General features: G+C 42.5%; 31 protein-coding genes. 22 read left to right on the top strand and 9 right to left on the bottom strand.

The features are described from left to right. Positions 1 to 9 precede the first annotated feature (9 nt). Positions 10 to 606: a class I SAM-dependent methyltransferase gene (locus tag NAF01_RS16255; RefSeq protein WP_222501393.1), complete on the bottom strand. Its 597-nt coding sequence runs from the start codon at positions 604 to 606 to the stop codon at positions 10 to 12. Positions 607 to 735: 129 nt separating this feature from the next. On the opposite strand from NAF01_RS16255, the gene cdaS reads away from it, so the two are divergent. Then, positions 736 to 1,335: a sporulation-specific diadenylate cyclase CdaS gene (gene cdaS, locus NAF01_RS16250; protein WP_048011369.1), complete on the top strand. Its 600-nt coding sequence runs from the start codon at positions 736 to 738 to the stop codon at positions 1,333 to 1,335. 33 nt (positions 1,336 to 1,368) lie between these two features. On the opposite strand, the gene NAF01_RS16245 is transcribed toward cdaS, so the two are convergent. Further along, positions 1,369 to 1,524 carry a hypothetical protein gene (locus tag NAF01_RS16245; RefSeq protein WP_250800799.1) on the bottom strand — a complete coding sequence of 52 codons (156 nt, stop codon included), beginning with the start codon at positions 1,522 to 1,524 and terminating at the stop codon, positions 1,369 to 1,371. Between the two features lie 99 nt (positions 1,525 to 1,623). Between NAF01_RS16245 and NAF01_RS16240 the strand changes: the two genes are divergently transcribed. After that, complete coding sequence (locus NAF01_RS16240; RefSeq protein ID WP_222501395.1) at positions 1,624 to 2,295, top strand: SOS response-associated peptidase; 672 nt, start codon at positions 1,624 to 1,626, stop codon at positions 2,293 to 2,295. A gap of 287 nt (positions 2,296 to 2,582) precedes the next feature. Here the strand turns inward: NAF01_RS16240 and NAF01_RS16235 are convergent, their stop codons facing one another. Continuing rightward, positions 2,583 to 3,047, bottom strand: coding sequence for a DinB family protein (locus NAF01_RS16235; protein WP_048012077.1), 465 nt, complete (start codon positions 3,045 to 3,047; stop codon positions 2,583 to 2,585). A 184-nt stretch (positions 3,048 to 3,231) separates the two neighbouring features. Here NAF01_RS16235 and NAF01_RS16230 point away from each other — a divergent pair, with 184 nt between their 5' ends. Further along, complete coding sequence (locus NAF01_RS16230; RefSeq protein ID WP_250800798.1) at positions 3,232 to 5,352, top strand: peptidoglycan D,D-transpeptidase FtsI family protein; 2,121 nt, start codon at positions 3,232 to 3,234, stop codon at positions 5,350 to 5,352. A 39-nt stretch (positions 5,353 to 5,391) separates the two neighbouring features. Here the strand turns inward: NAF01_RS16230 and NAF01_RS16225 are convergent, their stop codons facing one another. Then, the gene (locus tag NAF01_RS16225) at positions 5,392 to 5,571 is read right to left on the bottom strand and encodes a hypothetical protein (protein WP_250800797.1); all 180 of its coding nucleotides are present in this window, start codon (positions 5,569 to 5,571) and stop codon (positions 5,392 to 5,394) included. Positions 5,572 to 5,796: 225 nt separating this feature from the next. On the opposite strand from NAF01_RS16225, the gene NAF01_RS16220 reads away from it, so the two are divergent. After that, a complete protein-coding gene (locus tag NAF01_RS16220; protein ID WP_048012064.1) occupies positions 5,797 to 6,078 on the top strand; it encodes a hypothetical protein in 282 nt (93 codons plus the stop codon). A gap of 176 nt (positions 6,079 to 6,254) precedes the next feature. Here NAF01_RS16220 and NAF01_RS16215 read toward each other — a convergent pair whose 3' ends face one another. Beyond that, positions 6,255 to 6,767: a DUF3231 family protein gene (locus NAF01_RS16215; protein ID WP_048012065.1), complete on the bottom strand. Its 513-nt coding sequence runs from the start codon at positions 6,765 to 6,767 to the stop codon at positions 6,255 to 6,257. 156 nt (positions 6,768 to 6,923) lie between these two features. Here NAF01_RS16215 and NAF01_RS16210 point away from each other — a divergent pair, with 156 nt between their 5' ends. From NAF01_RS16210 to NAF01_RS16145, 13 genes are all read left to right on the top strand, one after another. Beyond that, positions 6,924 to 7,238, top strand: a complete 315-nt coding sequence (locus tag NAF01_RS16210; RefSeq protein WP_048012066.1) for a hypothetical protein — start codon at positions 6,924 to 6,926, stop codon at positions 7,236 to 7,238. A 512-nt stretch (positions 7,239 to 7,750) separates the two neighbouring features. After that, positions 7,751 to 8,833 carry a hypothetical protein gene (locus tag NAF01_RS16200; protein ID WP_226617529.1) on the top strand — a complete coding sequence of 361 codons (1,083 nt, stop codon included), beginning with the start codon at positions 7,751 to 7,753 and terminating at the stop codon, positions 8,831 to 8,833. After that, positions 8,820 to 10,988, top strand: coding sequence for a molybdopterin oxidoreductase family protein (locus tag NAF01_RS16195; RefSeq protein WP_226617530.1), 2,169 nt, complete (start codon positions 8,820 to 8,822; stop codon positions 10,986 to 10,988). The genes NAF01_RS16200 and NAF01_RS16195 overlap by 14 nt, the downstream gene beginning before the upstream one ends. Then, positions 10,989 to 11,549 carry a 4Fe-4S dicluster domain-containing protein gene (locus NAF01_RS16190; protein WP_048012011.1) on the top strand — a complete coding sequence of 187 codons (561 nt, stop codon included), beginning with the start codon at positions 10,989 to 10,991 and terminating at the stop codon, positions 11,547 to 11,549. A gap of 12 nt (positions 11,550 to 11,561) precedes the next feature. Then, a complete protein-coding gene (locus tag NAF01_RS16185) occupies positions 11,562 to 12,086 on the top strand; it encodes a Rieske (2Fe-2S) protein (protein WP_197216964.1) in 525 nt (174 codons plus the stop codon). Then, complete coding sequence (locus NAF01_RS16180; RefSeq protein WP_048012057.1) at positions 12,076 to 12,267, top strand: hypothetical protein; 192 nt, start codon at positions 12,076 to 12,078, stop codon at positions 12,265 to 12,267. Before NAF01_RS16185 ends, NAF01_RS16180 begins: the two co-directional genes overlap by 11 nt. A gap of 5 nt (positions 12,268 to 12,272) precedes the next feature. After that, positions 12,273 to 12,584 carry a hypothetical protein gene (locus NAF01_RS16175; protein ID WP_048012056.1) on the top strand — a complete coding sequence of 104 codons (312 nt, stop codon included), beginning with the start codon at positions 12,273 to 12,275 and terminating at the stop codon, positions 12,582 to 12,584. Beyond that, positions 12,571 to 12,846, top strand: a complete 276-nt coding sequence (locus NAF01_RS16170; protein WP_048012055.1) for a hypothetical protein — start codon at positions 12,571 to 12,573, stop codon at positions 12,844 to 12,846. The genes NAF01_RS16175 and NAF01_RS16170 overlap by 14 nt, the downstream gene beginning before the upstream one ends. A gap of 5 nt (positions 12,847 to 12,851) precedes the next feature. Beyond that, positions 12,852 to 14,360 carry a nitrate/nitrite transporter gene (locus tag NAF01_RS16165; protein ID WP_048012058.1) on the top strand — a complete coding sequence of 503 codons (1,509 nt, stop codon included), beginning with the start codon at positions 12,852 to 12,854 and terminating at the stop codon, positions 14,358 to 14,360. A 35-nt stretch (positions 14,361 to 14,395) separates the two neighbouring features. Then, complete coding sequence (locus NAF01_RS16160) at positions 14,396 to 15,046, top strand: sensor histidine kinase (RefSeq protein ID WP_048012054.1); 651 nt, start codon at positions 14,396 to 14,398, stop codon at positions 15,044 to 15,046. Positions 15,047 to 15,332: 286 nt separating this feature from the next. Next, positions 15,333 to 15,986, top strand: coding sequence for a response regulator (locus tag NAF01_RS16155; protein ID WP_048011333.1), 654 nt, complete (start codon positions 15,333 to 15,335; stop codon positions 15,984 to 15,986). After that, entirely contained in the window at positions 15,976 to 16,428 is a 453-nt protein-coding gene (locus NAF01_RS16150) for a GAF domain-containing protein (RefSeq protein WP_048011334.1), read from the top strand. Before NAF01_RS16155 ends, NAF01_RS16150 begins: the two co-directional genes overlap by 11 nt. 24 nt (positions 16,429 to 16,452) lie before the next feature. Further along, positions 16,453 to 18,180, top strand: coding sequence for a PAS domain-containing sensor histidine kinase (locus NAF01_RS16145; protein ID WP_048011335.1), 1,728 nt, complete (start codon positions 16,453 to 16,455; stop codon positions 18,178 to 18,180). A 42-nt stretch (positions 18,181 to 18,222) separates the two neighbouring features. On the opposite strand, the gene NAF01_RS16140 is transcribed toward NAF01_RS16145, so the two are convergent. The 4 genes from NAF01_RS16140 to fbpA all read right to left on the bottom strand — a co-directional run bounded on the left by NAF01_RS16140 (position 18,223) and on the right by fbpA (position 20,201). Further along, positions 18,223 to 19,419: a chromate transporter gene (locus NAF01_RS16140; protein WP_156185208.1), complete on the bottom strand. Its 1,197-nt coding sequence runs from the start codon at positions 19,417 to 19,419 to the stop codon at positions 18,223 to 18,225. Positions 19,420 to 19,424: 5 nt separating this feature from the next. Then, positions 19,425 to 19,733, bottom strand: a complete 309-nt coding sequence (locus NAF01_RS16135) for a PadR family transcriptional regulator (RefSeq protein ID WP_048011337.1) — start codon at positions 19,731 to 19,733, stop codon at positions 19,425 to 19,427. Between the two features lie 152 nt (positions 19,734 to 19,885). Beyond that, positions 19,886 to 20,023, bottom strand: coding sequence for a hypothetical protein (locus NAF01_RS16130; RefSeq protein ID WP_197087755.1), 138 nt, complete (start codon positions 20,021 to 20,023; stop codon positions 19,886 to 19,888). A 13-nt stretch (positions 20,024 to 20,036) separates the two neighbouring features. Further along, positions 20,037 to 20,201 (bottom strand): Fur-regulated basic protein FbpA, encoded by a 165-nt coding sequence (gene fbpA / locus NAF01_RS16125; protein WP_082139028.1) that lies wholly within the window; start codon positions 20,199 to 20,201, stop codon positions 20,037 to 20,039. A 181-nt stretch (positions 20,202 to 20,382) separates the two neighbouring features. On the opposite strand from fbpA, the gene NAF01_RS16120 reads away from it, so the two are divergent. The 5 genes from NAF01_RS16120 (at position 20,383) to NAF01_RS16100 (ending at position 25,957) form a co-directional block, all read left to right on the top strand. Continuing rightward, positions 20,383 to 20,706, top strand: coding sequence for a MerR family transcriptional regulator (locus NAF01_RS16120; RefSeq protein ID WP_197216955.1), 324 nt, complete (start codon positions 20,383 to 20,385; stop codon positions 20,704 to 20,706). 202 nt (positions 20,707 to 20,908) lie between these two features. After that, a complete protein-coding gene (locus tag NAF01_RS16115) occupies positions 20,909 to 21,661 on the top strand; it encodes a threonine/serine exporter family protein (protein WP_048012038.1) in 753 nt (250 codons plus the stop codon). Positions 21,662 to 21,685: 24 nt separating this feature from the next. Next, positions 21,686 to 22,129 carry a threonine/serine exporter family protein gene (locus NAF01_RS16110; protein WP_048012039.1) on the top strand — a complete coding sequence of 148 codons (444 nt, stop codon included), beginning with the start codon at positions 21,686 to 21,688 and terminating at the stop codon, positions 22,127 to 22,129. A 146-nt stretch (positions 22,130 to 22,275) separates the two neighbouring features. Continuing rightward, the gene (locus tag NAF01_RS16105) at positions 22,276 to 23,991 is read left to right on the top strand and encodes an ABC transporter ATP-binding protein (RefSeq protein ID WP_197216952.1); all 1,716 of its coding nucleotides are present in this window, start codon (positions 22,276 to 22,278) and stop codon (positions 23,989 to 23,991) included. A 226-nt stretch (positions 23,992 to 24,217) separates the two neighbouring features. Continuing rightward, a complete protein-coding gene (locus NAF01_RS16100; RefSeq protein WP_250800796.1) occupies positions 24,218 to 25,957 on the top strand; it encodes a serine hydrolase domain-containing protein in 1,740 nt (579 codons plus the stop codon). The last annotated feature ends 26 nt before the right edge of the window (positions 25,958 to 25,983 follow it).

The raw sequence follows: 25,983 nt of genomic DNA, 5'->3' as shown, positions 1-25,983 counted from the left end.
TCTTTTCTATTACTTAATTCCAGTTACACAAACAGTTAATACGGGCCGGGCCTCTTTATATGAGATGAAAATGGAATGGAATCCTGCAGCCTCCATATCAGCTTTGATTACCTGCCCCAGATTTTTGGTTATGGTTTCATCTGCTCCTTCTTCTCTCGGCTGAACCGTGATGGCAATTACTCCGTCTTTCTCAAGCATCCCATGCAGATGCTGAAGGGATTCTCTTGGTTTTGTCCAGAGTGGATAATTGTTGACTGAAAAGATTTTATTATACTTTTTATCCGGAAAGTAGTCGTGGATATCTTTTACGAACAATCGAACCTTTCCCTGCTGGATATAGTCATCATTCAGTTTGGCTGCAGCAGCTTTCATATCTTCTGATACATCGACGCCATCCGTTTCTGAATGGCGCCAGTGATCCATTATATGCTTTATGCTGTATCCTGGGCCAAAGCCAACCTCTAAAATTGAGTCTCTGCGATTTATCTGTAATTGTTCAATAGTCCATTTGTTAATCTTGCGGTTTTCAAAGTACATAATTTTCCCCGCAAGCTTTCCCAGTAATCCTTCTGGCTTCTCAAATTGTTTTCCTAAAATATCGAACATGTCTCTCACCTCGGTGTTTAATACTTATATTTAGTCTCTTTATAGAGGTTCTAAACCTATTCCGTAAAATGGATAAATAATTTTTTACTGGAAAAGGTACTATTATGAATTAAGATTGGAGGAAGTCCGGTGATTTATGGAGAAGAACAATACCGAAAAGATTTAAATCGGTATATTGGAAATATTGATGATCAAATTCACTCGCTTTCCAAAACTCTTGAGGAATTCAGCTGCTGTATTTTATCTGATTTCGAAACCTTGCAGAAAACTGTTGCAGAAGCCCACACCATTGCTTCGACTTATTATCTGCAGTCATATTTAGCTCCTTTTACGAAGGAGTATTCAAGTGTATCACTCGCTGCCCAGCATCTATCTGAAAAAAGGCATGGTGGGCTGATTGTTGTAGAAAGAAGACAGCCGGTTGAAGAATATATACATAACGGGACGCCGATAGGAGCAAAAGTAAGCAACACATTGATTGAAACGATCTTTTATCCGGGAAACCCGCTGCATGATGGAGGTACATTAATAAGGGAAGACATCATAGTTTCTGCAGGAAGCATTCTCCCCCTTACAAATAAAACCATTGAAGGAAAGAAACTTGGGACAAGGCATAGAGCGGCAATTGGCATCACGGAAAATTCAGACGCGGCTGCCATAGTCGTATCAGAGGAAACAGGCCGCATTTCTTTTGCAGTAGATGGCCAGCTGTATACAATCCGCACTTAAAAATCCCCCTGATATTGGGGGATTTCATGTTAGTTATTTCTTATTAATTTGCTTTCCGCTTTTTTTCTGGCTTTGTGATTTATTGTTGCTCGCCTGAAACTCGCTTCCCAGTTCAACATCGTTTCGCTTATCCTGTTTTTCAATTTGGGCTCTCGTTTGATTTGGATTTTGTCTGCCTTGTTTTGTCATATTTCATTCCTCCCTTGAAAATAGCTGACAGTCTTAATATGCGCTATAACCGGGAATAGATGAACAATATATTGAAATTTACTGAAAGAGGTGATTATCGTGTGCGGCAGGTTTACTTTAACTGAAACAATTCATAAACTTCAGCTGCTGTTTGGGTTTGAATATGCAGAAGGTGAGGTAATGCCCAGATATAATATTGCCCCCAGCCAAAATATCTTAACAGTCACTGGTGACGGCAAGCAGCGGATTGGCAGGCAGATGAAGTGGGGGCTGGTCCCTTTCTGGGCGAAGGACGAAAAAATAGGATATAAAATGATAAATGCCAGAGCAGAAAGCATCGACTCGAAGCCAAGCTTTAAAGCTCCCTTTAGAAGCAAAAGATGCTTAATCCTTGCCGATGGATTTTATGAATGGAAGAAAACCGATGAAGGCAAGCAGCCTTACAGGTTTATTATGAAAGATGAACAGCCTTTCGCTTTTGCAGGAATTTGGGATATCTGGAATAAAGGCAAAGCTCCTTTGTTAACCTGTACAATCATAACAACGGGGCCTAATGAAGTAACAGAGGAAGTTCATGACAGAATGCCGGTTATCCTAAAGGAGAATGATTTTGAGGATTGGCTTAATCCCCGCTTTCATGATACTGAATATCTGAAGTCTTTACTTGAACCTTACCCGGCTGAAAAAATGGATAAATATCCGGTATCAGCCAAAGTAAATTCACCCAAAAATGAACTGGCAGAATTAATTTCTCCACTTAATAGTTTATAAAGTGAAACTTCAATCAGTGGGGGGGTTCCTTATCCCCCACTGATTGTTAGTCGCGTTCTAGTGTCGCTAAGATCTCCGCTAGCGCTTCGATCAATCGACACTACGAACCCGATTGGTTCAACTAAGCCTCTGCCTGTGCATCGGCTAGTTTCACTGTATCTCACCAATCGGGCCTTTACGGGCAGTTTGACCCCCGCTTATCCACCTTTGATTCCTCTGAGTCTTAAAGTGGGGGTCTTACTGCCCGTTAGACTGCGATAAAACGGACGCGTGATGCGTCCGTCTCCTTACCCTCTGCTCACAAACATCGGAAGCTCCGTATGGCCCATTTCCCGTACATAAACAAACAGGTTCCCTTTATGGTGAATTTCATGATCCATTGCAATCTGCAGCAGCTGGCTGCCGCTCAGTTCCATTCCGAAAATTCCCGTCATATCAATTTTTCTTTCCAATTCCTCACTGGTTAAGGATGAAATCACTTCAATTGTTTTCGCTGTGAATTTTTCAGCAGCCTCAGTTAGGCTGGGGGCAACTTCATCGAACTTTTCGCCAAACACTGCCGGGCTGCCGTCTTTTGCTGTTTTGGCAAACATATAAAAGGAAGTGAGCATATGGGTAACCAGTTTGCCCGCCGGCATGCTTGTTTCAGCTGGTTTATAATCAATATTTTCTTCATCAATCTTCCTGATCAGCTCATTAGTCACCTTTCTATGTGATAAAAAATAGGTTAAGTACTTTTGTGCTCTTTCCAAATTAATTCCCTCCTAAAAAGATAATCAGAATTAAATTTCAACTAAACTTGTGTAAATCCCTTTATATTACAAAAAGTTTATAGCTGGCAGGAATTTTGCGAAATTCGTGGAATTATTTAACAGGGGAAGATTTGGAAGAATCTCTAGATTACAGACGTTTTGTTCACAGGGGGGAGATTCAAATATGGGGAAAAAGAAGAAAAAGAAAAGCCATGTGCCTTTTAGGGTCAATTTATTGTTTTTCTCTGTTTTTGTGTTATTTTCATCATTAATCTTAAGGCTTGGTGTAGTTCAGATTGTAAATGGCGAGACATACAAAAAAGAAGTCGACAGGACGGAAGATGTCATCGTATCGAACCCGGTTCCAAGGGGAAGGATGCTTGACCGGAACCATCAGGTTATCGTGGATAATATCCCGAAGAGTGCGATTACATATACCAACCGGAATGCCAAACAGGACGAAATGCTTCAAGTGGCAGAGCGGCTGGCTGTTTTGATTGATAAAAAGACCGATAAAGTGACCGAACGGGATAAGAAGGATCATTGGATCTTGAAAAACCCGGAAGCTGCCGGGGAAAAAATAACTGATAAGGAATGGAAGCTTTTTAAAGAAAAAAAACTGGATGATAAGGAAATCTATAAGCTGCAGCTAAAAAGAATCACAGAAGAAGACCTGAAGCAGCTGAGCAAGCAGGACCTCGAAGTGCTGGCCATTTTCCGTGAATTTACGAGCGGCTATGCGATGACACCGCAAATTGTTAAGAATGAAGGGGTATCACAAAAAGAATATGCGGCGGTCAGCGAGAATCTTCAATATCTTCCAGGTGTCAATACAACCACTGACTGGGACCGGACTTATGCTTTTGACAGTACGCTGCAAACAGTGCTTGGGAAGGTTACGGATTCCGGTGAAGGACTGCCGCAGGAAAGGCTGGATTATTTCCTGTCCAGAGATTACAGCAGAAATGAACGTGTAGGAAAGAGCTATCTGGAAATGCAATATGAAGATGTTCTGCATGGCCAAAAATCAAAGGAAAAGCTTATTACGAAAAAAGGGGAAATTCTCGGGAGTGAATTGGTTTCTGAAGGCCAAAGAGGTAAAGATCTTGTCCTGACAATTGATATGGATCTTCAGAAGGCTGTGGAAAAAGTTTTGGAAGAGGAAATTTGGGCTGCCAAGCAGACCCGGGGAACTTATTTAATGGATCGTGCGTTTGTCGTCCTAATGGATCCGCATACAGGTGAAGTCCTGACAATGGCAGGAAAGATGATTGGCAAAGATGATAATGGCAAAACCGTTCTGCAGGATTATGCGCTGGGTACCATTTCATCTTCTTACAATGTGGGATCCTCTGTAAAAGGGGCAACTGTTCTAACTGGCTATAAAACGGGTGCAATTACACCCGGAACGACCTTTTTGGATGCACCGATGAAAATTGCAGGAACCCCGCAGTTGAAAAAATCATGGTTTAACTTTCAGGCAATCATGAACGAAACAAGGGCACTGCGTATCTCCTCAAACGTATATATGTTTAAAACAGCCATTGAAATTGCGGATGCACGTTATGCTTATGATCAGCCTCTTGGATTTAAAAATCCTAATGCATTTGAAGATATGAGAGAATCTTTCGGCCAATTTGGCCTTGGTGTCAGAACTGGCATTGATTTGCCGAATGAGGCAATAGGCTATGAAGGACCTCTCCGATTGCCGGGATTCCTGTTAGACCTTGCAATCGGACAGTATGATACCTATACTCCAATGCAAATGGCCCAATATATATCAACGATAGCCAATGGAGGATATCGCATTCAGCCGAGGCTTTTAAAAGAAATCCGTGAGCCGGCAACGGAGCAGGAGGAACTTGGCCCAATCTGGAAAGATATCCAGCCGACTGTCTTAAATACGATAGATGTAAGCGAAAGAGAGCTAAGCACTGTTAAAGAGGGACTAAGACAGGTGATGCAGCATCCTGAAGGAACTGCATATAGAAGGTTCGCAGACGCACCATATTCCCCTGCAGGAAAAACTGGTACAGCGGAAGCATTTTATGACGGCCCGCTCAAAAAAAAGGGTGATAAATTAATAGATGTTATGAACTTGAGCCTTGTTGCCTATGCGCCCCATAATAATCCTGAAATTGCCATGTCAGTCATTGTTCCATGGGCATACCAGGGAAGAAGCGGGCATACAGCAAATTATGAAATTGGCAGAAAAGTATTAGATGCCTATTTCGAGCTGAAAAAGAAGCGGATGTCCGGTACAGAACAGCAGACGCCTGCCGAAAAAGATTCAGAAGAGACCTGATATTTTTTGGCCTAAGACGGCTGGACAAAAAGCCTTTCCTTATTGGGAATGGCTTTTTTTATACCTGAATTTATTTTTAAAGTGTTTGAATTTTTCCTTAATCAAAATCGGTTTATCATTTTTTCCAAAGACTTTGCGATTAACCATGAATTGAATCGTTTCTTCCAGAATAGCAAGGATTATAATAGGGATGAAGATTACCAGAAACCAAAACCACATTGCTTCTGCTCCTTTCGTCTGATCGCATACAATTTATTTATATTCAGTAATGTACAGATAATGATGCGAATGGAAAAATAAGCCATTCATTATCCTGGCTTAACCATTTCCTGGTTGTTTTGTTAAATAACCTATTTATACTAAAATAAACTTCTGCTTCTTTAAGGTACTGTGTAGTTTAATGAAAGAGCATTCGGGAAAATAAGGTAAAAAGGAGGTCTTGACATGAAAACAATCAATGTAGAGCTTCAATATGATGACCAGGAATTAACTAATAATCAGACAAAAGCATTTGATCAATTGAAGAGCCATCTCGAAGGAACAGGATTTAAAGTGGTAACGATTATGGAAAATGATCAATATCTTAAGGAGAATTCCGGCCTTCCTAATCAAAAGAAAAACAAAGTGCTGCCATCCCAGCCTGAAGGAGCAGAACCTGATATTAATTCCAGCGGTGCGGGAGGCATGGTCTCCCCTGATTCCAGTGAAAGCAAATATTCTGAGTAAGTCATGAGCTTTAGTCCTTTGCGGACTAAGGCAATTGGATTGATTGGGGGAGAATTTTTAATGAGGTTTGGGGTCGTAAAAGCAGAAAACTGCTTTCATATCCTTACGAAACAATAAGAGAGCAGACAATGTACTCTGCTCTCTTTTCCATACAGCGATGTTTTATATGCAGCCCATTAGCAATTATCTGATTTGTGAAGGTGAAGCGGCGGTGGTATGAGCCATCCTTTTTCTTTGTTCATTCGAAGAACCTTTAAGCCTAAAGCAGCTTTCTGAGTATGAAATTGGCCAAACATGCCTGCAATATCTTCACGGATACATTGGCCCATAATTGTACTGCAGCCAACCAATCCTGCAGCCAGGTCTCCTGCTAATTTTGCAGCTACTTCAGGATCCATAAATCTGGCACCGGCAGGAATATCGTTAACACAAGCATCAGGTCTGTCAGGCGGTGCGGGAGGAAGACCAATCCCGTTTTCCTTCAACATCGCTTCGATCTGTTCTTCCTCCTGCTTGCAGAGGCGAATAGCTTCCTGAAGCATTTTCTTTAAGTCCTCATCTCCAGAGTGGCTTACCATTGTCTGGTATGCAGAGGCCATTCCTTTTCCTGCGAGCAAGTAAGACCATGTGCTAAAAACTTCACCATAATGCATAGGCTCGTCCTTTGGATTTCCGCTTAATATACCCATAGTATACCTCCTGATAAAATTCATTAGTGTGCCACCTTCCTTAAAATGCACAGGTATATCATGCCCATCAGGAGCATGAAAATGTAATGAATATTAAATGGTTAAACTTCGTCTATTTGTGGTAAATATCGTATAAAAGCAGAGGAGATGAAAATTATGGACCAAACAAAAAATACCTATTATATAGATATTGAAAATGCGCAGATTTACACCGAACCGGTAGAAGCTGCCGAATGGCAGTTTAAAATATTTGCGACTGACGAAGAATTGGCTCAGTTAAATGAATACATTAACGAGAATTATGATGCAGATCTTAAAACATTTGCCCGAGCCCATGTACCGTTCCTGGAGTACCACAAAGAATCGAAAAATGATGAGTACGATGCATCCATGGAAGGCATATATAAAATGATTTATGATCTGGGTGATGACGAAGCCCGGAAACATATAGAAGGAATGGGAATACTGTAATCGAAAATATGCAGCTGGTCTTTAAGCGGACTGGCTGTTTTTAAATAAAATAATCCATAAAAAGAACCGTCTATTCTGCTTTCATCAGAATGACGGTTTTTATATTTGTTCCTGTATAGTTGTTCTTTTTTAGTTTTTGTTTTCCTTGTTCGCATGTCGCTAAACACAAATGGGCTCCGATTGCATTCAGGGTTTCTTTTTCCCTCACGCACTGCTTTTTCCCTTACCTTCTTAGCAGATGATTTTGCCATATTACCAGCTCCTTTTGTTAGGATTGTATCATTAATTCCTAGATAATTCCATCCCCGGCAGACAGGTTTACTGCCGTTCAAAAAGACCGTGAATGTTTTTTTTTTGTCAGCAGCTTTGTACTTTGAGTATCTGTCATTTCTAGAATTTTTTAAGATAGGGGAATTTCCCCCTCCGAATGGGGAAGTTCCCCGATATGGAAAAACTCCTCCCGCTTATACAATAAGGTTAAGGTAATTGTTTGTGAATGAGGAGGAGTTATTATGCAGGCAAAAGCTGCAGTCAATCAAAAATCAGGGAACACATTAAACAATGCGTTTGCATCACATTTTGCCAAGTCAATGTTTTTATCTGTAACAGCATTAGCTATTCTTTCTTTTATTGGCACAAGAATGTTTACACATGTTGACTTGAACCTGTACGGATATATGGTCGGAACGATCGTGTTTATTGGAGGGTTCTTCTATAGATTCATCGCCTGGGGCGAAAGGCCGCCAACAAAGCTTATCCTGAAAAAAGGATTAAAACTGTTATTTAGAAAGTCAACGCCAAAGACATCTGTTGAGCATCTGGCAACCTACAATTTTATCTGGAATAGGGGAATTTACCGATGGACTCAGCACGTACTGATCGGCTGGGGCTGTATCTTATCCTGCTTCGTTACATTCCCTCTCGTTTTCGGCTGGATGTATTTTACGATGGATGACAATGGCCATTACAACATAATTGCAATGGGCATGAAGGTAATGACTGTCCCGGCGGATGGCATTATCGCCAACCTTTCTTACAACGCACTGAATATTACAGCAGTAATGGTAATCGCCGGTGTTTGCATGGCGCTATATCGCCGCCTGAAAAATATGCAGGCAAGAGCGGAGCAGAAATTCCTGTATGATTTCATGCCTTTATATATGCTGCTGCTAGTTAGCATCACAGGGCTGGCTTTAACCTTTATGAATATCTTTTTACACGGGGCGGGACAGCCGGCAATGTCACTGATCCATCAATGGTCAGTTATCATTACACTGATTTACCTGCCATTTGGAAAGCTTGCACATATTCCTTTCCGGCCAATGAGTGTTCTGGCAAGAAACTACCGGGAACATTATGCCGAACAGGGCATGAAGGAATGCACGGTCTGCGGAGATCAGTTCGTTTCAGTTGAACAATCAAAAGATGTCGTCGATGTACTCGGCGTGAACGCTATTGAATTTAAAGCAAAGGAAGGTCATCATCTTGCAGAAATGTGCCTCCCTTGCCGAAGAAAGTACCGGATTGCACAATTTTCCGGATTCCCTACTCATGAAGTGAAGGTCAAGGAGGCAAACCAGAATGCAAAGGGATAAGTTTTTTAAAGAAATTGAGAATCTAAACCATCCGAATGAAAAATTAATAAAAACACACTGCAGCTATTGCGGTATGCAATGCGGAATGAATTTGAGGGTTAATACACAGACAAACAAAATCATAGGGGTTGAACCCCGTTATGACTGGCCGGTTACTGTCGGGAAAATGTGTCCGAAAGGGGTTACCGCCTACCAGCAGACTAACCACAAAGACCGCCTGCTGAAGCCGCTGATCCGGGATGATGCTTCTTTAAAAGGAACGGCAGAAGGGTTCCGGGAAGCAAGCTGGGATGAGGCATATGATTTGATCGCAAAGAAATTCAAAGAGCTTCAGACAGAATACGGAAAAGATTCACTCTCCGTCTTCAGCGGAGTTTCCATGACAAATGAAAAATGTTATCTGACAGGCAAGTTTGCCCGGGTTGCTCTGGGAACGCGCTATATAGACTATAACGGCCGTTTCTGTATGTCCAGCGCTGCCGGCGGATTCCTTCGTTCTTTCGGGGTAGATAGAGGTTCAACATTGCCTTGGACAGATATTCATGAAACGGATTGCCTGTTTATCGCCGGAAGCAATACAGCTGAATGCCATCCAACCTCCATGTTCCGTATTTGGAACGTTCAGGAAAGAGGCGGTTATATCATTGTGGTGGATCCCCGTGAAACGCCAATTGCAAGAAGGGCTGATCTTCATCTTGATCTGCAGCCTGGAACAGACCTTGCACTCGCCAACGGAATTGTAAATCAATTGATTGAAATGGGCTATATAGATGAAGAATTCATTAACAAACATACAAACGGTTTTGAAGAAACAAAGGAACTTATAAAAGATTTTACACCTGAATATACAAGCATGCTGACTGGTGTGGCGCCTGAAAAAATTATTCGCGCTGCTGAAATATACGGAAAAGCTCCAAATGCGGTAGTTATGTTTGCAAGAGGTGTGGAACAGCAGCATAAGGGTGTTGATAATGTTTCCGCCTACACAAACATGGCTCTTGTAACAGGAAAAATCGGCCGCCCTAAAGCCGGAGTAGCTACATTCACCGGACAGGGCAATGGACAGGGCGGAAGAGAGCACGGGCAAAAGTCAGATTTGCTTCCAGGCTACCGGAAAATTACAAATCCAAAACATGTTGAAGAAGTATGCAATGTATGGGGCATTACACCTGAAGAAATGCCGCAGCCTGGTGTATCTGCTTATGAAATGATTGAACTGATGGAGCAAAAGACGATTCGCGGTTTATACCTTCTATGTTCGAATCCGGCTGTATCAGCACCAAATCAAAATTTTGTGAGGAAAGCATTTAAAGCCTTGGATTTCATGGTCTGCTCCGATTTCTATCTTTCTGAATCGGCAGAGTTTGCAGATGTGATCCTGCCGGCAGTTACCTGGTCAGAGGATGAAGGGACAGTAACAAATATTGAAGGACGTATTATAAAAATCAACAAAGCACAGGAGCCTGTTGGTGAATCAAAGCCGGACTGGCAGATTCAAGTGGAGCTGGCTGAGCGGTTAGGCAGAGGAAAATATTTTTCTCACCTGAAAACAGCCAGAGATGTTGCAGATGAGTTCAGGCTGGCAACTAAGGGCGGCTATGCTGATTATTATGGTGCCACATGGGATAAGATCGATAAGCAGGATGGAGTTTTCTGGCCTTGTAAAGACGAAAAAGATGAAGGTACACCACATATGTTCCTTGATAAAAAGTTTTACCATCCAGATGGCAAAGCGAAGATATGCGCCCTGCCATACCGTCCGCCAGCGGAAGAACCGTGTGAAAAATATCCGCTCCGTTTAACAACTGGCCGTGTGGTTTACCATTATCTATCAGGAAATCAGACTAGGAGAATTCCTTTCCTTCACGATATGTGTCCTGAACCATATGTGGAAATCCATCCGGAAACAGCATCAACATATAATATGGAACATGAAGAAAGAGTCCGTCTGTTTACAAGAAGAGGCGAGGCTATCTATAAAGTCAAAATTACGGAAGCCATCCGCAAGGATACAGTCTTTGTTCCATACCATTTTGGACATGAAGACTCTATTAATCTATTAACGATTGCAGCGTTAGATCCAATCTCCCGTATGCCTGAATTCAAGGCATGTGCTGCACAGCTGGAAAAAGTCGAATTAAAGAAGGTGCAATAAATGAAAAAGAGGCTGTATTTGGAACTTGAAAACTGTATAGGATGCCGTTCTTGTCTGGCAGCATGTACACAATGCGGGGGGCACGAGGAGCGCAACAGAAACTATGTGTATGATGTAAATCCTCTTGTGAACCGGCAGACGATGCCTCTCATGTGCCTTCACTGTGAAAACCCGGCATGTGCGCGAAGCTGTCCTGCCCAGGCCATTCAGATTCATGAGACAGGCGCTGTGCTGTCTGCACTTGTCGAAAAGTGTATTGGCTGCCAGAACTGTACAATTGCCTGCCCATATGGCATACCAAAGTTTGATCACGAGGAGAACTTAATGTATAAATGCGATCTATGCATTGATCGTACAAAAGATGGAATTCCTCCTATGTGTGCGAGTGTGTGTCCATCCAATACACTTCAATGGCTGACAGATGAAGAAATAGAAAACAAGAAGAAGCAATTTAACCTTGATAACGGCAAATGGGTTACAAGCATGCCATATCTTGAAGGTGAAACAAACGTAAAAGTAAATCTGCCGGGAATCCTGCAGGGGATTACAAAGCTGTTTTAGGAGGGGTTAGGGATGTCTGATAAGAATAACAAGATTCCCTTTAATGAAGATAACTATACGCACAATATCGAACGGAATAACGAAAGAAAACTGGATAGACGGGGATTCATGAAAACTTTGGTTGGTGCGGCCGGTGTATTTGCGGTTTCCTCCCTTCCCTGGGGGGCGGTAGCTGCCAAAGAATTGATGGGGCTTGGCGAAAAGGAATATCCTCATAAGAAAATAACCGAAGTAAGCAAGCTGCCAATCGGCGATGCTGTGGAATTCAAGTTTCCCGGAGATCATGATGATGCAATATTAATCCGCTTATCAGAGAAAAAATATGTTGCCTATCAGAACGCGTGTACACATCTGCGCTGCCCGGTATTTTGGGTGAAGGAGCAGGGTGAAATGATTTGCCCTTGCCACCACGGCAAGTTCGATGTGGAAACTGGTGCGCCGACTGCGGGACCGCCAAGAAGGCCGCTTCCGGAAATACAGGTTAAGGTGGAGAATGGCGCAATTTATGCGGTGAGGGTGAAGCGTTATGAATCGTAGATACCTTGGAGTCATTATTTTGGCAGCGATATTAATGATGAATATTGTCTTTACTCAATATATGGTCCACCAATATTATTACGAAAACTATGAAAATGTACTGATTTTCGGCGGGCTGAATATTGTTCTTTTTCCCCTGGCTGTATTCGCTTATAAAAAGACGATTAACATGAGGGCGTGATTCATATGAACAGTGAAACATATCTTGATTTTTGTTTTGTCAGAGAACGATCTGGGGATTTTGCTCCGGAAGTAGACCAGATTCTCTCCGATCTCTTTAAGGGAGTCCGCCTGAACTGGTACTTGGATGAAAAGTCACATGAAGGCATGGACATTGTTGTAGCAGAGGTAAAAGGCATGAGCAAATGGCAATCGGAAGAGGAAACCATTGAATTTATAGAAGAAAATGCAGGAGAATCTTTCTGGAAATATCTGCAGGGATACCAGATGTATGTTTATCCTGCCAAAAGAGGGTGCGGAAGCTGTGGAACTCATTAAAAAAGAGGATCTGGACGGATTTGTCCGGGAGAAGGTTCAGGTGGCAATCTTAGATGAAGATGGAAGTGACAAAGCACCATTTGTTCCTAAGATAATTGAAAAAACCGGACTTTGTCCTGATGGAACACACTTGCGGATTTATTTTGATCATATGAACTTTTTTGCGGTCCCGCTGACCTCTTCTGCAGAAGCATCTGAGACCCAGTGGGCGGCAATTGATCAGGAAGCCGGATTAAAATATGTAATTAAGAAGAGAGCGTGAACAAAGTGATAAAAAAAATACAGCTTCCATTGCAGACGTTAAACTTAGTGGCCGGATTTATGGTTTGGGTGCTGATATCCTCCCTTATGCCGTTTATAAAGGAAGACATCAATATTCCATCCGATAAGCTTGCCCTTGTAACAGCTGTTCCGGTCATCCTCGGATCGCTGCTTCGGATACCTTTGGGGTATTATGCTAATCAGTTTGGCGCAAGAGTAATCTTTATGCTGAGTTTTATTCTTCTATTATTTCCAGTCTATTATATCAGCATAGCAGATTCGATTACTGATTTGCTTATCGGGGGATTATTCCTCGGCCTTGGAGGAGCGGTATTCTCTGTTGGGGTTACATCCCTTCCGAAGTATTACCCAAAGGAGCGCCATGGGTTTGTAAATGGCATTTACGGGGCAGGCAATCTTGGAACAGCCATCACTGCCTTTGCAGCACCAGTTGTTGCCACGAAATTTGGATGGTCTCTAACTGTACAAATTTACCTTGTTCTGCTGGGGATTTTCATTGCGGCTAACTTCTTACTGGGTGATAAAAAAGAAGTTAAGGTACAGACTCCGCTTCTTGAGCAAATAAAAGGAGTCTATAAAAATGAAAAACTATGGCTATTGAGCTTATTCTATTTTATTACCTTTGGATCATTTGTGGCGTTTACTATTTATTTGCCAAACTTCCTTGTAGCTCACTTTGAACTTGATAAAGTTGATGCAGGATTAAGAACAGCAGGCTTCATTGTTCTTGCAACTGCCATGAGACCAATAGGCGGCTGGCTGGCTGACCGTTTTCACTCTTTAATTTTGCTGATGTTTGTTTTTGGAGTCTACACCATTTCTGCGGTGATACTATCACTATCTCCTTCAATCACATGGTATACATTCGGATGCTTAAGCATTGCTCTATCAGCAGGAATTGGAAACGGGGTCATATTTAAGCTTGTGCCAATGTACTTCCAGAAGCAGGCCGGTATCGTAAATGGAATTGTGTCTGCGATGGGCGGTCTGGGCGGATTTTTCCCTCCGCTGCTTTTGACTCTCCTATTTAACATTACAGGGCATTATGCAATTGGTTTTATGGCATTGTCTCAGGTCGCGCTTGCCAGCCTGATTCTGGTTGTTTGGATGTATTACCAGGGAAGGATGGAAATTGCGAGCCAGGTTATTGATCATACAATTGAAGGTATTCTGGTTACAGATAAGAACGGAAAAATTATTTCTGTAAACCCTGCTTTCACAGAAATTACCGGTTATAAACAAGAGGAAGTAGTCGGAAAAAATCCGAGTATCCTTAAATCAGGAAAGCAGTCTAAAGGCTTCTACCAGGACTTGTGGACTTCAATAGAAAACAATGGGTTCTGGCAAGGGGAAATATGGAATTCCCGCAAGGATGGGGAAGAATACCTCCAGTGGCTTACCATTAGTGCAATTAAAAATGATGCCGGTGATGTAGTCCAATATGCAGGCATGTTCAGCGATATTTCCAGCCACCGGGTGAAAAAAGCAAAATAAAAGCAAAAAAGTAATTTCAAAAGAGGAGGGATGAAATGGAAACCCAGCCAGCAAAGAAAAATATCAGCTCATATATTATTCAATCTCAGGAAGATGAGATCAAGCGCATCGCCCTGGAGCTTCATGAAGGGGTAGGGCAAACGCTTTACAGCTTGTATACAGGCATGCAGTTCATTCAGACAGCTGTCGATCAGCCGGAGATGAAAGACTATATTGGGGATATGGCACAAATGATGGAAAAAACAATTCAGGAAATCAGGCTTCTGGCTGTGGAATTGCATCCCCCTGCTTTAGGAACCCTCGGTCTCTTGCCTGCTATGAAAAGTTATCTGAAATTATACACTTCCACATATGGAATCATCGTTGATCTTCAAAATGAGGGAAAGGAAGTGCAAATCAGGGAACGGGAAAGGATTACTCTGTTCCGTGTTTGCCAGGAAGCCCTGGCTAATATAGCAAGGTATGCTGACACAATGAGTGCAGGCATTATTCTTCGGTGGGAACCGGGAAAGCTTTCAATTACTATTCAAGATAAGGGGAAGGGCTTTGATGTAGATGCCGCGATGAAAAATTCAGCCGGCATTGCGGCCATGATGGAGAGAATGCTGTTAATCAACGGCAGATGCGTCATCAGCTCAAAAATCGGTGAAGGGACTTCAATAGATATCACCCTTCCGTTATACTAAGATTATACTTAACAAGGGATCTGCATATAGCGGCTCCCTTGTTGCCTATTATAGATTTTTATCGCAGTCTTACTGCCCGTAAAGGCCCGATTGGTGAGATACAGTGAAACTTGCCGACGCGCAGGCAGAGGCTTAGTTGAACTAATCGGGTTCGTAGTGTCGATTGATCGAAGCGCTAGCGGAGATCTTAGCGACACTAGAACGCGACTAACAATCAGTGGGGGATAAAGCCCCCACTGATTGAAGTTTCACTTTATATACGGACAAATGCTAAGGGGGAGCGGGCTTGATCAATATTTTACTTTGCGACGACCACGCGGTGGTCAGGATGGGATTGAAAATGCTTTTAAATAACCATGATGACATGCAGGTGGTTGGTGAAGCTTCTGAAGGCAATGAGGGGATTCAGCAGGCACTGGAATTAAAGCCTGATGTGGTTGTCATGGATTTAAGCATGCCCCATGGGAAAGATGGCATGTCGGCAACCTCAGAATTAAAAAAATTAATGCCTGAAATAGCAATCCTTATTTTAACCATGCATGATGATGAAGAGTACTTATTCAGGGCGATTCAAGCGGGCGCTTCCGGGTGTATTTTAAAGAGTGCACCCCATGATGAACTGCTCGCAGCAATCCGGTCTGTTGCAAGCGGGAATGCGTATTTGCATCCTTCTGCAACCAAAAGGCTGATGGAAGAATATATCGGAAGTGTGAAGCAGGGGAACACCGATACATTCAACCTTCTTTCCGACAGGGAGAAAGAAGTTCTTACATTAATAGCCAAAGGGTTTTCCAATAAGGAAATTGCTGAACAGCTTGTGATCAGTGTCAAGACAGTTGAAACACATAAAGGTAATTTAATGGAAAAGCTTCAGATGAAAACCAGGCCGGAGCTCGTTTCTTACGCCTTAAAGAAAGGGCTGCTTGGCTATGGAATATAAGGGGTGCAGTCCCAGAGAAAGCGTCCAAATCGATCAGGCTTGTGAGAAGGTGCTGACTAAGCTTGAATGTGATTTTGTTGGATTGGCACTGCAGAATACGGATGGCCCGGATGTAAAATGGCATTATGCCGCAGGAAACAGCAACGAGAAATATAAGCGGATAACAGTAAGGTACGGCAAAGGCATCGCAGGGAAAGTGATTTCAACTGGAAGGCCGATGTATGTGGACAACTTTCCCGAAAATATTGCCGGGAAAGCATTGGAATACCCGATTATGCTTGCTGAAGGCCTGAAACAAGCATATGCTGTTCCCATTCATTTTAAAGGAATCCCCAAGGGGGTCCTCTTGATCGGGAACCGGTCGGGACAGCCTATAAATGAGAACAGGCAAAGTACAGCAAGGGATGCAGCCAGGACACTTGAAAAAAAGCTGAATGGTTAAAATAATGCAACTGGAGGAACGTAAATGGACAGGAATAATCAGCTGGCGAATAAGAGAGAGATTGCTCCTGATTCCAGTGATGCAACGATTCTTGTAAATAGATTTGGGAACATCTCTTATGCGAACGGGCAGGCACAAGAGCAATTTGGATATAGCGAACAGGAGCTGCAGGGGAAGAGCCTGGAGGAATTGCTTCCTGAGATCACTCTGCTTGAAACAGAAGAGGGCAAAGTGGTTCACCAGTATGGACAGCACCGTAATGGTGGTGTATTTTCCATTTTTTACAGAATTAATTCTTTCAAGCTGGCAGAAGAAAGCTTTTATCTAATCGTTTTTCACTCAGTCAAAGACCGTTCCCGCTTAAAAAAGCAGCAGTCATATCCGTTAAATGAATTAGTTGACCTGCAATTTGCCCTGGATGAATCAACCATTGTCGCCTTTACAGACAGAAAAGGGAAAATCACCTATGTGAATGAAAAGTTCTGTGAGGTATCGAAATATTCGGCAGAAGAGCTGATAGGCAAGGACCATAGAATTATAAACTCCTCATACCATTCCAAGGATTTTATGGAAAATCTTTGGACTACTATTTCGAGCGGGGAAGTCTGGCGCGGAGAAATTAAAAACAAAGCCAAAGACGGTACTTATTATTGGGTAGATACTACGATCGTTCCTTTTATTGATGAAAAAGGGAAGCCGTATAAATACCTGGCCATCCGGAAGGAAATAACTGAATATAAGCGTGTTGTCGAGGAGCTGAAAAATTCCGTAAACGAGCTGATCGATTTAAAGTTTGCCCTGGATTCTTCATCCATTGTGGCCATTACAGATCAGAAAGGCACGATTACGTATGTGAATGATCAATTCTGCAGCATCTCAAAATATTCAAGGGAAGAATTGCTGGGACAGGATCATAGAATTATAAACTCAGGGTACCATTCCAGAGATTTTTTCAGAGATTTATGGAGGACCATTACTTCCGGGAGGGTATGGAAAGGCGAGATCAAGAACAGAGCTAAGGATGGAACTTATTATTGGGTGGATACCACGATCGTCCCATTCCTTAATGAAAAAGGGAAACCCTATCAGCACCTTGCTATTCGACATGAAGTCACACAGCGAAAAAATGCAGAAGAAGAGCTGCAGAAAATGATGACAAGAATAATAGATGTTCAAGAGGATGAGCGGAAAAGGCTGTCACGGGAACTTCACGACGGAATAGGACAAAATTTATACAGCCATCTGATTACCATTAATAGGCTTCAGGCTGAAATAAGCCATCCGCTGCTTGATCAAATGCAGGATGAGGCTACTGAAATCATTGAAGAGCTGCGGGATCTTTCATGGGAGCTTCGTCCCTCAGTGCTTGATGACCTGGGTCTGATACCTGCGATCCGATCCTACCTGGTCCGTTTTTCAGAACATCATAATATCAATGTTCATTTTGATTGTTACCTGGCTTCCCGCCTTAGTTCAAATAAAGAAATCACCATCTATAGAATCATTCAGGAAGCACTGACAAATATAAGGAAATATGCTGAGACAGATGAAGCAGCAGTTACAATCAGGCAAATGGAAACAGAAATCCGCATTGTCATTGAAGATAAAGGCAGAGGGTTCAATGTTAATGAAGTTTCAAGAGGAGTCGGCCTTTTTAGCATGGAAGAGCGGGCAAAAGCTGCAGGCGGTTCTATAAATGTTTATTCAGAAGAAAATAAAGGCACAAAAATTATACTTGAAATTCCGTTATAGAAAAAAGCTGCCGAGTGGTTGGCAGCTTTTTTCGATGCGTTTCTAAAATACATATCCTAATAAAGTTCCGCCGATTGCTCCTGTCACAACAATGATCCAAGGCGGCAGTTTCCAATAAACAAGCATGCTGAATAATACTGCGGCAAAGGCAAAATCCGCCGGCTCCAGGATACTGCTGGTCCATATGGGATGATAAAAGGCAGAGATTAAAATGCCGACAACTGCCGCATTCACACCCATTAATGCGCCCTTGATGTTAGGATTGCGGCGAAGTGTGTCCCAAAATGGGAGTGTTCCTAAGATCAGCAGAAAAGCAGGGAGGAAGATTGCAGCCGTTGCAAGCAAACCGCCCTGCCAGCCGTTCATCACTGCTCCAAGATAAGCAGCGAAAGTAAATAACGGCCCCGGCACTGCCTGAGCTGCACCGTATCCTGCCAAAAAGGCTTCTTCACTTAGCCAGCCTGTTGGGACGAATTCTCGTTCCAGCAAAGGAAGGACAACATGACCGCCGCCGAAAACCAGAGATCCTGAACGATAAAAGCTGTCAAATAAAGCAACCCACTCCACTGCGGTTAGCTCCCTTAAAATAGGAAGCCCTATTAAAAGGCTAAAAAACAACACTAAACAGCCAATGGCAAAGCCTTTGGAGATTGGGAACTCCATCGGTGCATTATCGTTATCTGCATGCTTTTTATAGATTAAAAATCCGATAAAACCAGAGACAAGGATGACCGCAACCTGCGTAATGGCTGTCTGCCATAAAAGTGTTGCAATAATTGCAAGCAGTGCCAGCGTTTTTCGGGGAAGGTCAGGTACAAGCTTTTGTGCCATTCCCAGGACAGCGTGAGCCACTACGGCCACCGCGACAATTTTAAGGCCGTGAATCCAGCCGGCTTCTGCCGGATTAATGCCTTGAAGAAGAATGGCGAAAATGATCAGAGCGATGACCGATGGCAAGGTGAAACCAAGGAAAGCCATTATGCCGCCGGCTGCTCCAGCCCTCATGACACCAATGCCAATTCCGACCTGGCTGCTTGCAGGACCGGGAAGGAACTGACAAAGTGCAACTAAGTCTGCGTAGCTTTTCTCATCCATCCATTTTCTTCTGCGGACATACTCATCGTGGAAATACCCGAGATGAGCTACAGGTCCCCCGAAAGAGGTTAGTCCAAGCCTTGTTGAAACCATTAATATTTCCAGTAAAGTTTTAAGGCCAGTTTTGTTTTTTTTCATATGCATCTCCTTTAATCCTTAATTTCTTTAAAAAGCTCATAAGCTTTTTTTCTCGCTTCTTCCAAAACCATAATCCCTTTTTCGGTTGCGGTATAATACTTTCTGATTCTGCCATCGACATTTTTCTTTTCCTGTTGAAGGAGCCCGTCTGACTCCATTGAATGTAGGATCGGATACAATGTTCCGGAACTGATGCTGTATCCATGCTCTCTCAGTTCTTCAGCCATCCATGCTCCGAAGACAGGGTGCTCCTTTGCATGATGAAGAATATGGATTTGAATAAACCCCAGAAAAAGTTTTCGCAGTATTTTATCTTCCAAGCAAAAGCCTCCTTTGTTAATTTCGAAAATCGATATCGGATTTCGATAATTGGATGATACCAAAATAAAGGTGACAGGAAAAGGGGAGTATCTAAAATTTACAAAACTTTAACATAGGCATAAAAAAGAACGCTCTTTAAAGCGTTCCATTATCAGCTATTCTGTTCATTTCTTAGAATTTCATAAGCCTGATAGCCGGCTTCTGCCGTTAACTTTTCCCACAGCTGATCACGCAGTATATCGAGTTCAATAATCCTTCTCGCCAGATCTATTGTATTTTTTGATTCCATAATGGCCCCCTGATTAATAACGGAATGAATTGCTGTTTTTTTTAAATATATCCTCAAGTTCCGTTAGGGTCAGCTTTTGTAAAGCAGGTTCAGAATGCTGATATTCGCTCCCTGATTTGACCAGCAGATCAATTAGATATTGGCGTTTTTTCTCAATGGCTTTCCGTAAATATTGCATTACTGTCTCCTCTTTTCTTTAGGTTTTTGTTTATTCTAAAATAAATACAGCTCTTATTCAGTTGTTATGTTAATTTTTCTGACATGGTTTTTGCTGTTTTGTTAGATTTTCTAACAGGAATAATGAAAAAGTTTGAAAGATTAGTATAATAAAAGAAATTGGATATATTGAGGTGACGCGATTGGATAGAGAAACATCTTACAAAACCAGAAAAGTCATTTCGATTGGGACGGTCAGCGAACTGACAGGACTTAGTGAACGGCAGATTCGTTACTACGAAGAGAGGAAATTGGTATTCCCTGAAAGGTCAGAAAGAGGAAGCAGAAAATATTCTTTTCTCGATGTGGAGACGCTCATTGACATAGCCAACAAAAGGGAGGAGGGAGTCCGAACAGAAGAAATCCGCTCTGAATTGAAGCGAAAAAAGAAAAAAGACGATAAAGCATCACGGGCAAAAATGATTCAGGGTCAGATTAATGCGCAGTTTGGGATACCGAAGAAATAAATGAGAAAGTGATTATTCTGCAGGCAATAATCGCTTTTTTTTATTCAATTTCTATTCAGGCTTATAAGGTATGCTCCGATCTTAGCGAACATTTTTATATTAAATATTAGACAAAAGGTCTTTCTTTCGTTTACCATTTCCGTTAAGATGTAACCCTATATAAGAGAGTTTTCAATTTTAGTTTTATAAAGCAGGTGGAAAAATGGGGAAAGAATACCCGCCAACAATAGAAGTAATTGAGATATGCTTGCTTGCGGGGAAAATCATGCTCCAGGGCGGGGCAGAAACGTATCGGGTAGAAGACACCATGACAAGGATTGCTGCTTCCCTGGGCATACCGCACTCACATAGCTATGTAACGCCAACCGGTATCATATTTTCAACAGATGGAACTGAACCGGCAAAGCTGATTCGGATCTCAGAACGTTCAACGGATTTGTACAAAGTGACATTGGTGAACGGAGTTTCGCGCAGAATCAGCAGCGGTGAACTGGATGGAAAGGAAGCATTGGCAAGGCTGAAGGAAATTGAAAGTGCCGACTATACCTTTCCTGTATATCAGCAGATTCTTGCAGCCTCAATTGCAAGCGGCTGTTTTTTAATTATGTTCCTTGGAAGCTGGACTGATTTTATTCCAGCCATGATTGCAGGCGGTCTTGGTTTTGTATCATTTTTATACGTACATAGAGTTGTCCAGATCAAATTTTTCTCTGAATTTATTGCTTCATTATTAATCGGCCTTATCGCCTATTTCTTTGTGTACTCAGGAGTGGGCACAGAGCTTGATAAGATCATCATAGGGTCAGTCATGCCGCTCGTTCCAGGGCTATTGATAACAAATGCAGTCAGGGATTTAATGGCCGGGCACCTTGTTTCCGGACTGTCAAAAGGCGCTGAAGCATTTTTGACAGCTTTTGCCATTGGTGCCGGGATTGCTCTGGTCTTCACTTTTTAAATGCAATAGCGGAGGAATATGCCTATGTTTTTGTTGACTCATATGATTACAAGCTTTATTGCATCAGCAGGGTTCGGAGTGCTTTTCAATGCCCCGAAAAAATCACTGCTGAAATGCGGCTTTGTCGGGATGGTCGGCTGGTTCGTTTATATTTGGCTTGTCAATTGGCAGTATGATGCTGTCATTTCTTCATTAATTGCTGCTTTTACGATCGCCGTGATCAGCCAGATTTTTGCCAAAATGTATAAAACACCTATTATTATTTTTAGTGTAGCCGGCATCATTCCACTAGTCCCGGGTGGGATTGCTTATGATGCGATGCGGAATTTTGTTGAAAATGATTACAATACGGCCATTCAGCTCGCTGCAAAAGCATTCATGATTTCCGGAGCCATCGCAGTAGGACTTGTCATTTCAGAAGTAATCAATCAAATGATCCGTAAAGTTCAGTTCAAATCAAGGATTTGAATTTCAGCTGATGCTTTAACACCAGCCTTATAAAGCGGTACAGTCAGACTCGTTCAGGAAATAAAAGGAACGGGTTTTTCTTGTAATATATTCCTGGTGAATTTATAATCAAATATATTTGATTTTTTCAGAAAAAGGAGAATAAAATGATCCGACGGTTTTTTAGCTACTATAAGCCGCATAAGCGCTTGTTCATTCTTGATTTTAGTTCAGCAGTATTCGTTGCAATCCTTGAATTGGGCTTTCCGCTTGCGGTTCAGTGGTTTATCGACAGCCTGCTTCCAAGCGGGAATTGGTCCATGATTGTCTCTGTCAGTGCCGGCCTGCTTGCTCTTTATGTGACGAGCACACTTCTTCAGTTTGTGGTTAACTATTGGGGCCACAAGCTTGGCATCAACATCGAAACAGATATGCGGCAGCAGCTTTTTCAGCATGTGCAAAGGCAGTCTTTCCGCTTTTTCGATAATACCAAAACAGGGCATATCATGAGCAGGGTGACAAACGATCTTATGGATATCGGAGAGCTTGCCCATCATGGACCGGAGGATTTATTTATAGCGGTCATGACGTTTGTGGGTGCATTCTGGATTATGCTGACGATCAATGTCAAGCTGGCTCTTGTAACCATATTTGTTCTTCCGTTTCTTGTATGGCTGATTACGTTCTGCAATATTAAAATGAACAAAGCATGGAAAAAAATGTACGGTGAAATTGCCGATGTCAACGCACAGGTAGAGGATAGTGTATCTGGTGTTCGTGTGGTTCAGTCTTTTACAAATGAAAGCTATGAGATTAAAAGGTTTAAGGAAAACAATGGCAGATTCCGTCTTGCCAAGCTTGCAGCTTACAAGATTATGAGCTTCAGTGCATCCGGAGTCTACATGCTGACCAGATTAGTTACGCTGATTGTTCTTGTATACGGTTCCTGGCTGAGCTTCAGCGGGCAGCTTTCATACGGTGAATTGGTTGGATTTGTGCTTTATGTGAATGTGCTATTAAAGCCGATTGATAAAATCAGCGCCCTGATGGAACTGTATCCAAAGGGAATGGCTGGTTTCAAACGGTTTTTAGAAATCATTGATACTGAACCGGAAATTGAGGATACGAAAGATGCCATAGAGGTTGTATCCTTAAGGGGTGATATCCGTTTTCAGGATGTATCGTTCAGTTATGACGAACATAAATCGGTGCTTGAAGGAATTGATCTTCAAATAAATGCAGGTGAAACAGTTGCTTTTGTCGGACCTTCTGGAGCCGGTAAGACAACGATTTGTTCTTTGATTCCACGCTTTTATGATGTGAATGGCGGAAGTATTAAGATCGATGGCATGGATATCAGGGACATGACGAAAAAATCACTGAGATCGCATATTGGCATTGTCCAGCAGGATGTCTTCCTGTTTACCGGTACCCTGAAGGAGAATATAGCTTACGGAATGCTTGGAGCTACAGATGAGCAGATTGCGGACGCGGCTAAAAAAGCACACCTGCAGGATTTCATTGGATCTCTTCCAAATGGCTGGGAAACACAAATTGGGGAACGGGGATTAAAACTGTCAGGCGGACAAAAACAACGAATCGCCATTGCGAGAATGTTCCTTAAAAATCCCCCGATCTTAATCCTGGATGAAGCAACCTCTGCGTTGGATACTGAAACCGAACAAATTATTCAAACGGCATTGAACGAGCTTGCCGTAAACCGCACCACACTAGTCATTGCCCACAGGCTTGCAACCATCCGCAATGCGGACAGAGTAGTCGTTGTCACAGAAGACGGCATTGCTGAAGAAGGCACACATGATGAACTGATCGAAAAGAACGGAATCTTTGCAGGTCTTCATAATGTACAGTTTCAAAGATAAGCAGAATCCATCTGGATTCTGCTTTCTTTTATTACTTCAAAATTTAAAAATTATCTAATAGGTTGCAATTAATTTTCAGAATAGTCAAAAAGAACTATTGGTTTTTCTGTATTATTTGGAAGTTATTAACTAGAACAGGACTTATGTGGTATAGACAACTATACTCTAACTCTATTAATCTTACAATATGTAAACCCTTTCATTAAGAAGAGGAGGTTAAAGGCTGATGAAAATTCATAAAAATAAAGGAGCCACTATGAAAAATAAAACCATGCTTGTTGCGCTATCTGCCGCACTTAGCACATCACTCTTTATTCCGGCAGCAAATCCTGCATCTGCGCAAAGCTCTGAAGGAGTTAAGCCAACGATGGAAATGAAAAAAAATAAAGATGTGAAACACAAATTTCACCCTATTTTTTCGTGGGATCGTCCTGGGCCGATTTCTCCTATTCTTCATCCTGGTTCTGCAGCGGGAGCTGGGATGGTTCAGCAGCCGCTGGATGAAATCGATCCATTAATGGAGGAGATGATTTCAGAAGGCGTCATGCCGGGTGCTGTCACTTTTGTGGCAAGGCGTGGCCATATCGTCAAGCATGATGCATATGGATATTCCTACCGCTACACGGATGATAAATTTACTGAAGCTCAGAACCCGATTGAAATGACCGAAAATACCATCTTTGATCTGGCTTCAATCAGTAAAATCTTCACCACAACTGCCGCAATGATATTGTATGATGAAGGACGCTTTCAGCTGGATGATCCTGTTGCTGAATATATTCCCGAGTTTGCCGAAAACGGAAAGGAAAATGTAACGATACGCCAGCTGATGACACATACTTCAGGCTTTACTGCATGGATTCCGTTATATTCGCAAGGGAGCAGCAGAGAGGAACGGATGCAAATCGTTTTTAAACATCCATTGGCCAATGAGCCGGGCGAAGCGTATACATACAGCGATTTGAATATGATTACGCTCGGTGCAATAATCGAACGCCTTTCAGGACAAAGCCTGGATGAGTTTGTGGAAAAACGCATAACCAAACCCCTCGGTATGAAGGATACGATGTATAATCCGCCTGAATCTTTGAAGCATAGGATTGCAGCCACGGAATATCAGCCTGCTATCAACAGGGGGCTTGTGTGGGGAGAGGTTCACGATGAAAATGCCTGGTCGCTTGATGGAGTTGCCGGACATGCGGGTGTCTTTTCCACTGCCTCCGATCTTGCCAAGCTTGCTCATATGTATGTAAATGACGGGCGGTATGGCGGCAAGCGGATATTAAAAGAAGAGACGGTGAAAATGCTGATTCAAAATCAAATCCCTCAATTTCCAGGTGATGATCATGGCCTGGGCTGGGAGCTTGGCCAGGGATGGTTCATGGATGCCTTATCAGAGGGGACTTCGCTTGGGCATACAGGGTACACTGGAACATCCATTGTCATAAACCGAAATAATGGCACGATTGCAATTCTCTTAACAAACCGTGTGCATCCTTCAAGAAATACGGTTACAACGAATATTGCAAGGCGTGCATTTGCAAGACAGGTGGCGGATTCAATTCCTGTAGCCATTCCGGGAAAAGGGCCGGCGTGGTTCTCAGGGTATGGGGATAAAGTTCAGTATGAGTTAACCGCTAAAATAGATCTAAAAGAAGAGGCGGTCCTGTCGTTCGATACCTGGTACAGAACTGAAACAAATGCAGATATGGGTTTTGTTGAGTTCTCAGAAGATGGCGTTAATTGGAAACAGGCAGCACAGCCATATACAGGCAGCAGCATCGACTGGAAAAAGGAAAAGCTGACGATTCCGGCAGGAACATCCCACATCCGATTCCGTTACGTGACAGATAGTACAGTAAACGGCAGAGGCTGGTATGTTGATAATGTAAAACTCCAGCTTTCAGATGGACAAAAAGTGACGCCAGCCCTTTCAGGAAACGGTTGGGAAAAAAGAAATTACTAGTATTCGATTTTTTAGTAAAAAGTAAG

The organism is Cytobacillus firmus, assembly GCF_023657595.1.
Taxonomy (GTDB): Bacteria; Bacillota; Bacilli; order Bacillales; family Cytobacillaceae; genus Cytobacillus; species Cytobacillus firmus_B.
This window is presented reverse-complemented; position numbering and strand designations above follow the sequence as displayed.

Excerpts from the sequence above, each read along its gene's own strand:
- NAF01_RS16255 (WP_222501393.1), bottom strand. The coding sequence starts at position 606 with ATGTTCGATATTTTAGGAAAACAATTTGAGAAGCCAGAAGGATTACTG.
- NAF01_RS16245 (WP_250800799.1), bottom strand. The coding sequence starts at position 1,524 with ATGACAAAACAAGGCAGACAAAATCCAAATCAAACGAGAGCCCAAATT.
- NAF01_RS16230 (WP_250800798.1), top strand. The coding sequence starts at position 3,232 with ATGGGGAAAAAGAAGAAAAAGAAAAGCCATGTGCCTTTTAGGGTCAAT.
- NAF01_RS16225 (WP_250800797.1), bottom strand. The coding sequence starts at position 5,571 with ATGTGGTTTTGGTTTCTGGTAATCTTCATCCCTATTATAATCCTTGCT.
- NAF01_RS16220 (WP_048012064.1), top strand. The coding sequence starts at position 5,797 with ATGAAAACAATCAATGTAGAGCTTCAATATGATGACCAGGAATTAACT.
- NAF01_RS16215 (WP_048012065.1), bottom strand. The coding sequence starts at position 6,767 with ATGGGTATATTAAGCGGAAATCCAAAGGACGAGCCTATGCATTATGGT.
- NAF01_RS16210 (WP_048012066.1), top strand. The coding sequence starts at position 6,924 with ATGGACCAAACAAAAAATACCTATTATATAGATATTGAAAATGCGCAG.
- NAF01_RS16200 (WP_226617529.1), top strand. The coding sequence starts at position 7,751 with ATGCAGGCAAAAGCTGCAGTCAATCAAAAATCAGGGAACACATTAAAC.
- NAF01_RS16195 (WP_226617530.1), top strand. The coding sequence starts at position 8,820 with ATGCAAAGGGATAAGTTTTTTAAAGAAATTGAGAATCTAAACCATCCG.
- NAF01_RS16190 (WP_048012011.1), top strand. The coding sequence starts at position 10,989 with ATGAAAAAGAGGCTGTATTTGGAACTTGAAAACTGTATAGGATGCCGT.
- NAF01_RS16185 (WP_197216964.1), top strand. The coding sequence starts at position 11,562 with ATGTCTGATAAGAATAACAAGATTCCCTTTAATGAAGATAACTATACG.
- NAF01_RS16180 (WP_048012057.1), top strand. The coding sequence starts at position 12,076 with ATGAATCGTAGATACCTTGGAGTCATTATTTTGGCAGCGATATTAATG.
- NAF01_RS16175 (WP_048012056.1), top strand. The coding sequence starts at position 12,273 with ATGAACAGTGAAACATATCTTGATTTTTGTTTTGTCAGAGAACGATCT.
- NAF01_RS16160 (WP_048012054.1), top strand. The coding sequence starts at position 14,396 with ATGGAAACCCAGCCAGCAAAGAAAAATATCAGCTCATATATTATTCAA.
- NAF01_RS16150 (WP_048011334.1), top strand. The coding sequence starts at position 15,976 with ATGGAATATAAGGGGTGCAGTCCCAGAGAAAGCGTCCAAATCGATCAG.
- NAF01_RS16145 (WP_048011335.1), top strand. The coding sequence starts at position 16,453 with ATGGACAGGAATAATCAGCTGGCGAATAAGAGAGAGATTGCTCCTGAT.
- NAF01_RS16140 (WP_156185208.1), bottom strand. The coding sequence starts at position 19,419 with ATGCATATGAAAAAAAACAAAACTGGCCTTAAAACTTTACTGGAAATA.
- NAF01_RS16130 (WP_197087755.1), bottom strand. The coding sequence starts at position 20,023 with ATGGAATCAAAAAATACAATAGATCTGGCGAGAAGGATTATTGAACTC.
- fbpA (WP_082139028.1), bottom strand. The coding sequence starts at position 20,201 with ATGCAATATTTACGGAAAGCCATTGAGAAAAAACGCCAATATCTAATT.
- NAF01_RS16115 (WP_048012038.1), top strand. The coding sequence starts at position 20,909 with ATGGGGAAAGAATACCCGCCAACAATAGAAGTAATTGAGATATGCTTG.
- NAF01_RS16110 (WP_048012039.1), top strand. The coding sequence starts at position 21,686 with ATGTTTTTGTTGACTCATATGATTACAAGCTTTATTGCATCAGCAGGG.
- NAF01_RS16105 (WP_197216952.1), top strand. The coding sequence starts at position 22,276 with ATGATCCGACGGTTTTTTAGCTACTATAAGCCGCATAAGCGCTTGTTC.
- NAF01_RS16100 (WP_250800796.1), top strand. The coding sequence starts at position 24,218 with ATGAAAATTCATAAAAATAAAGGAGCCACTATGAAAAATAAAACCATG.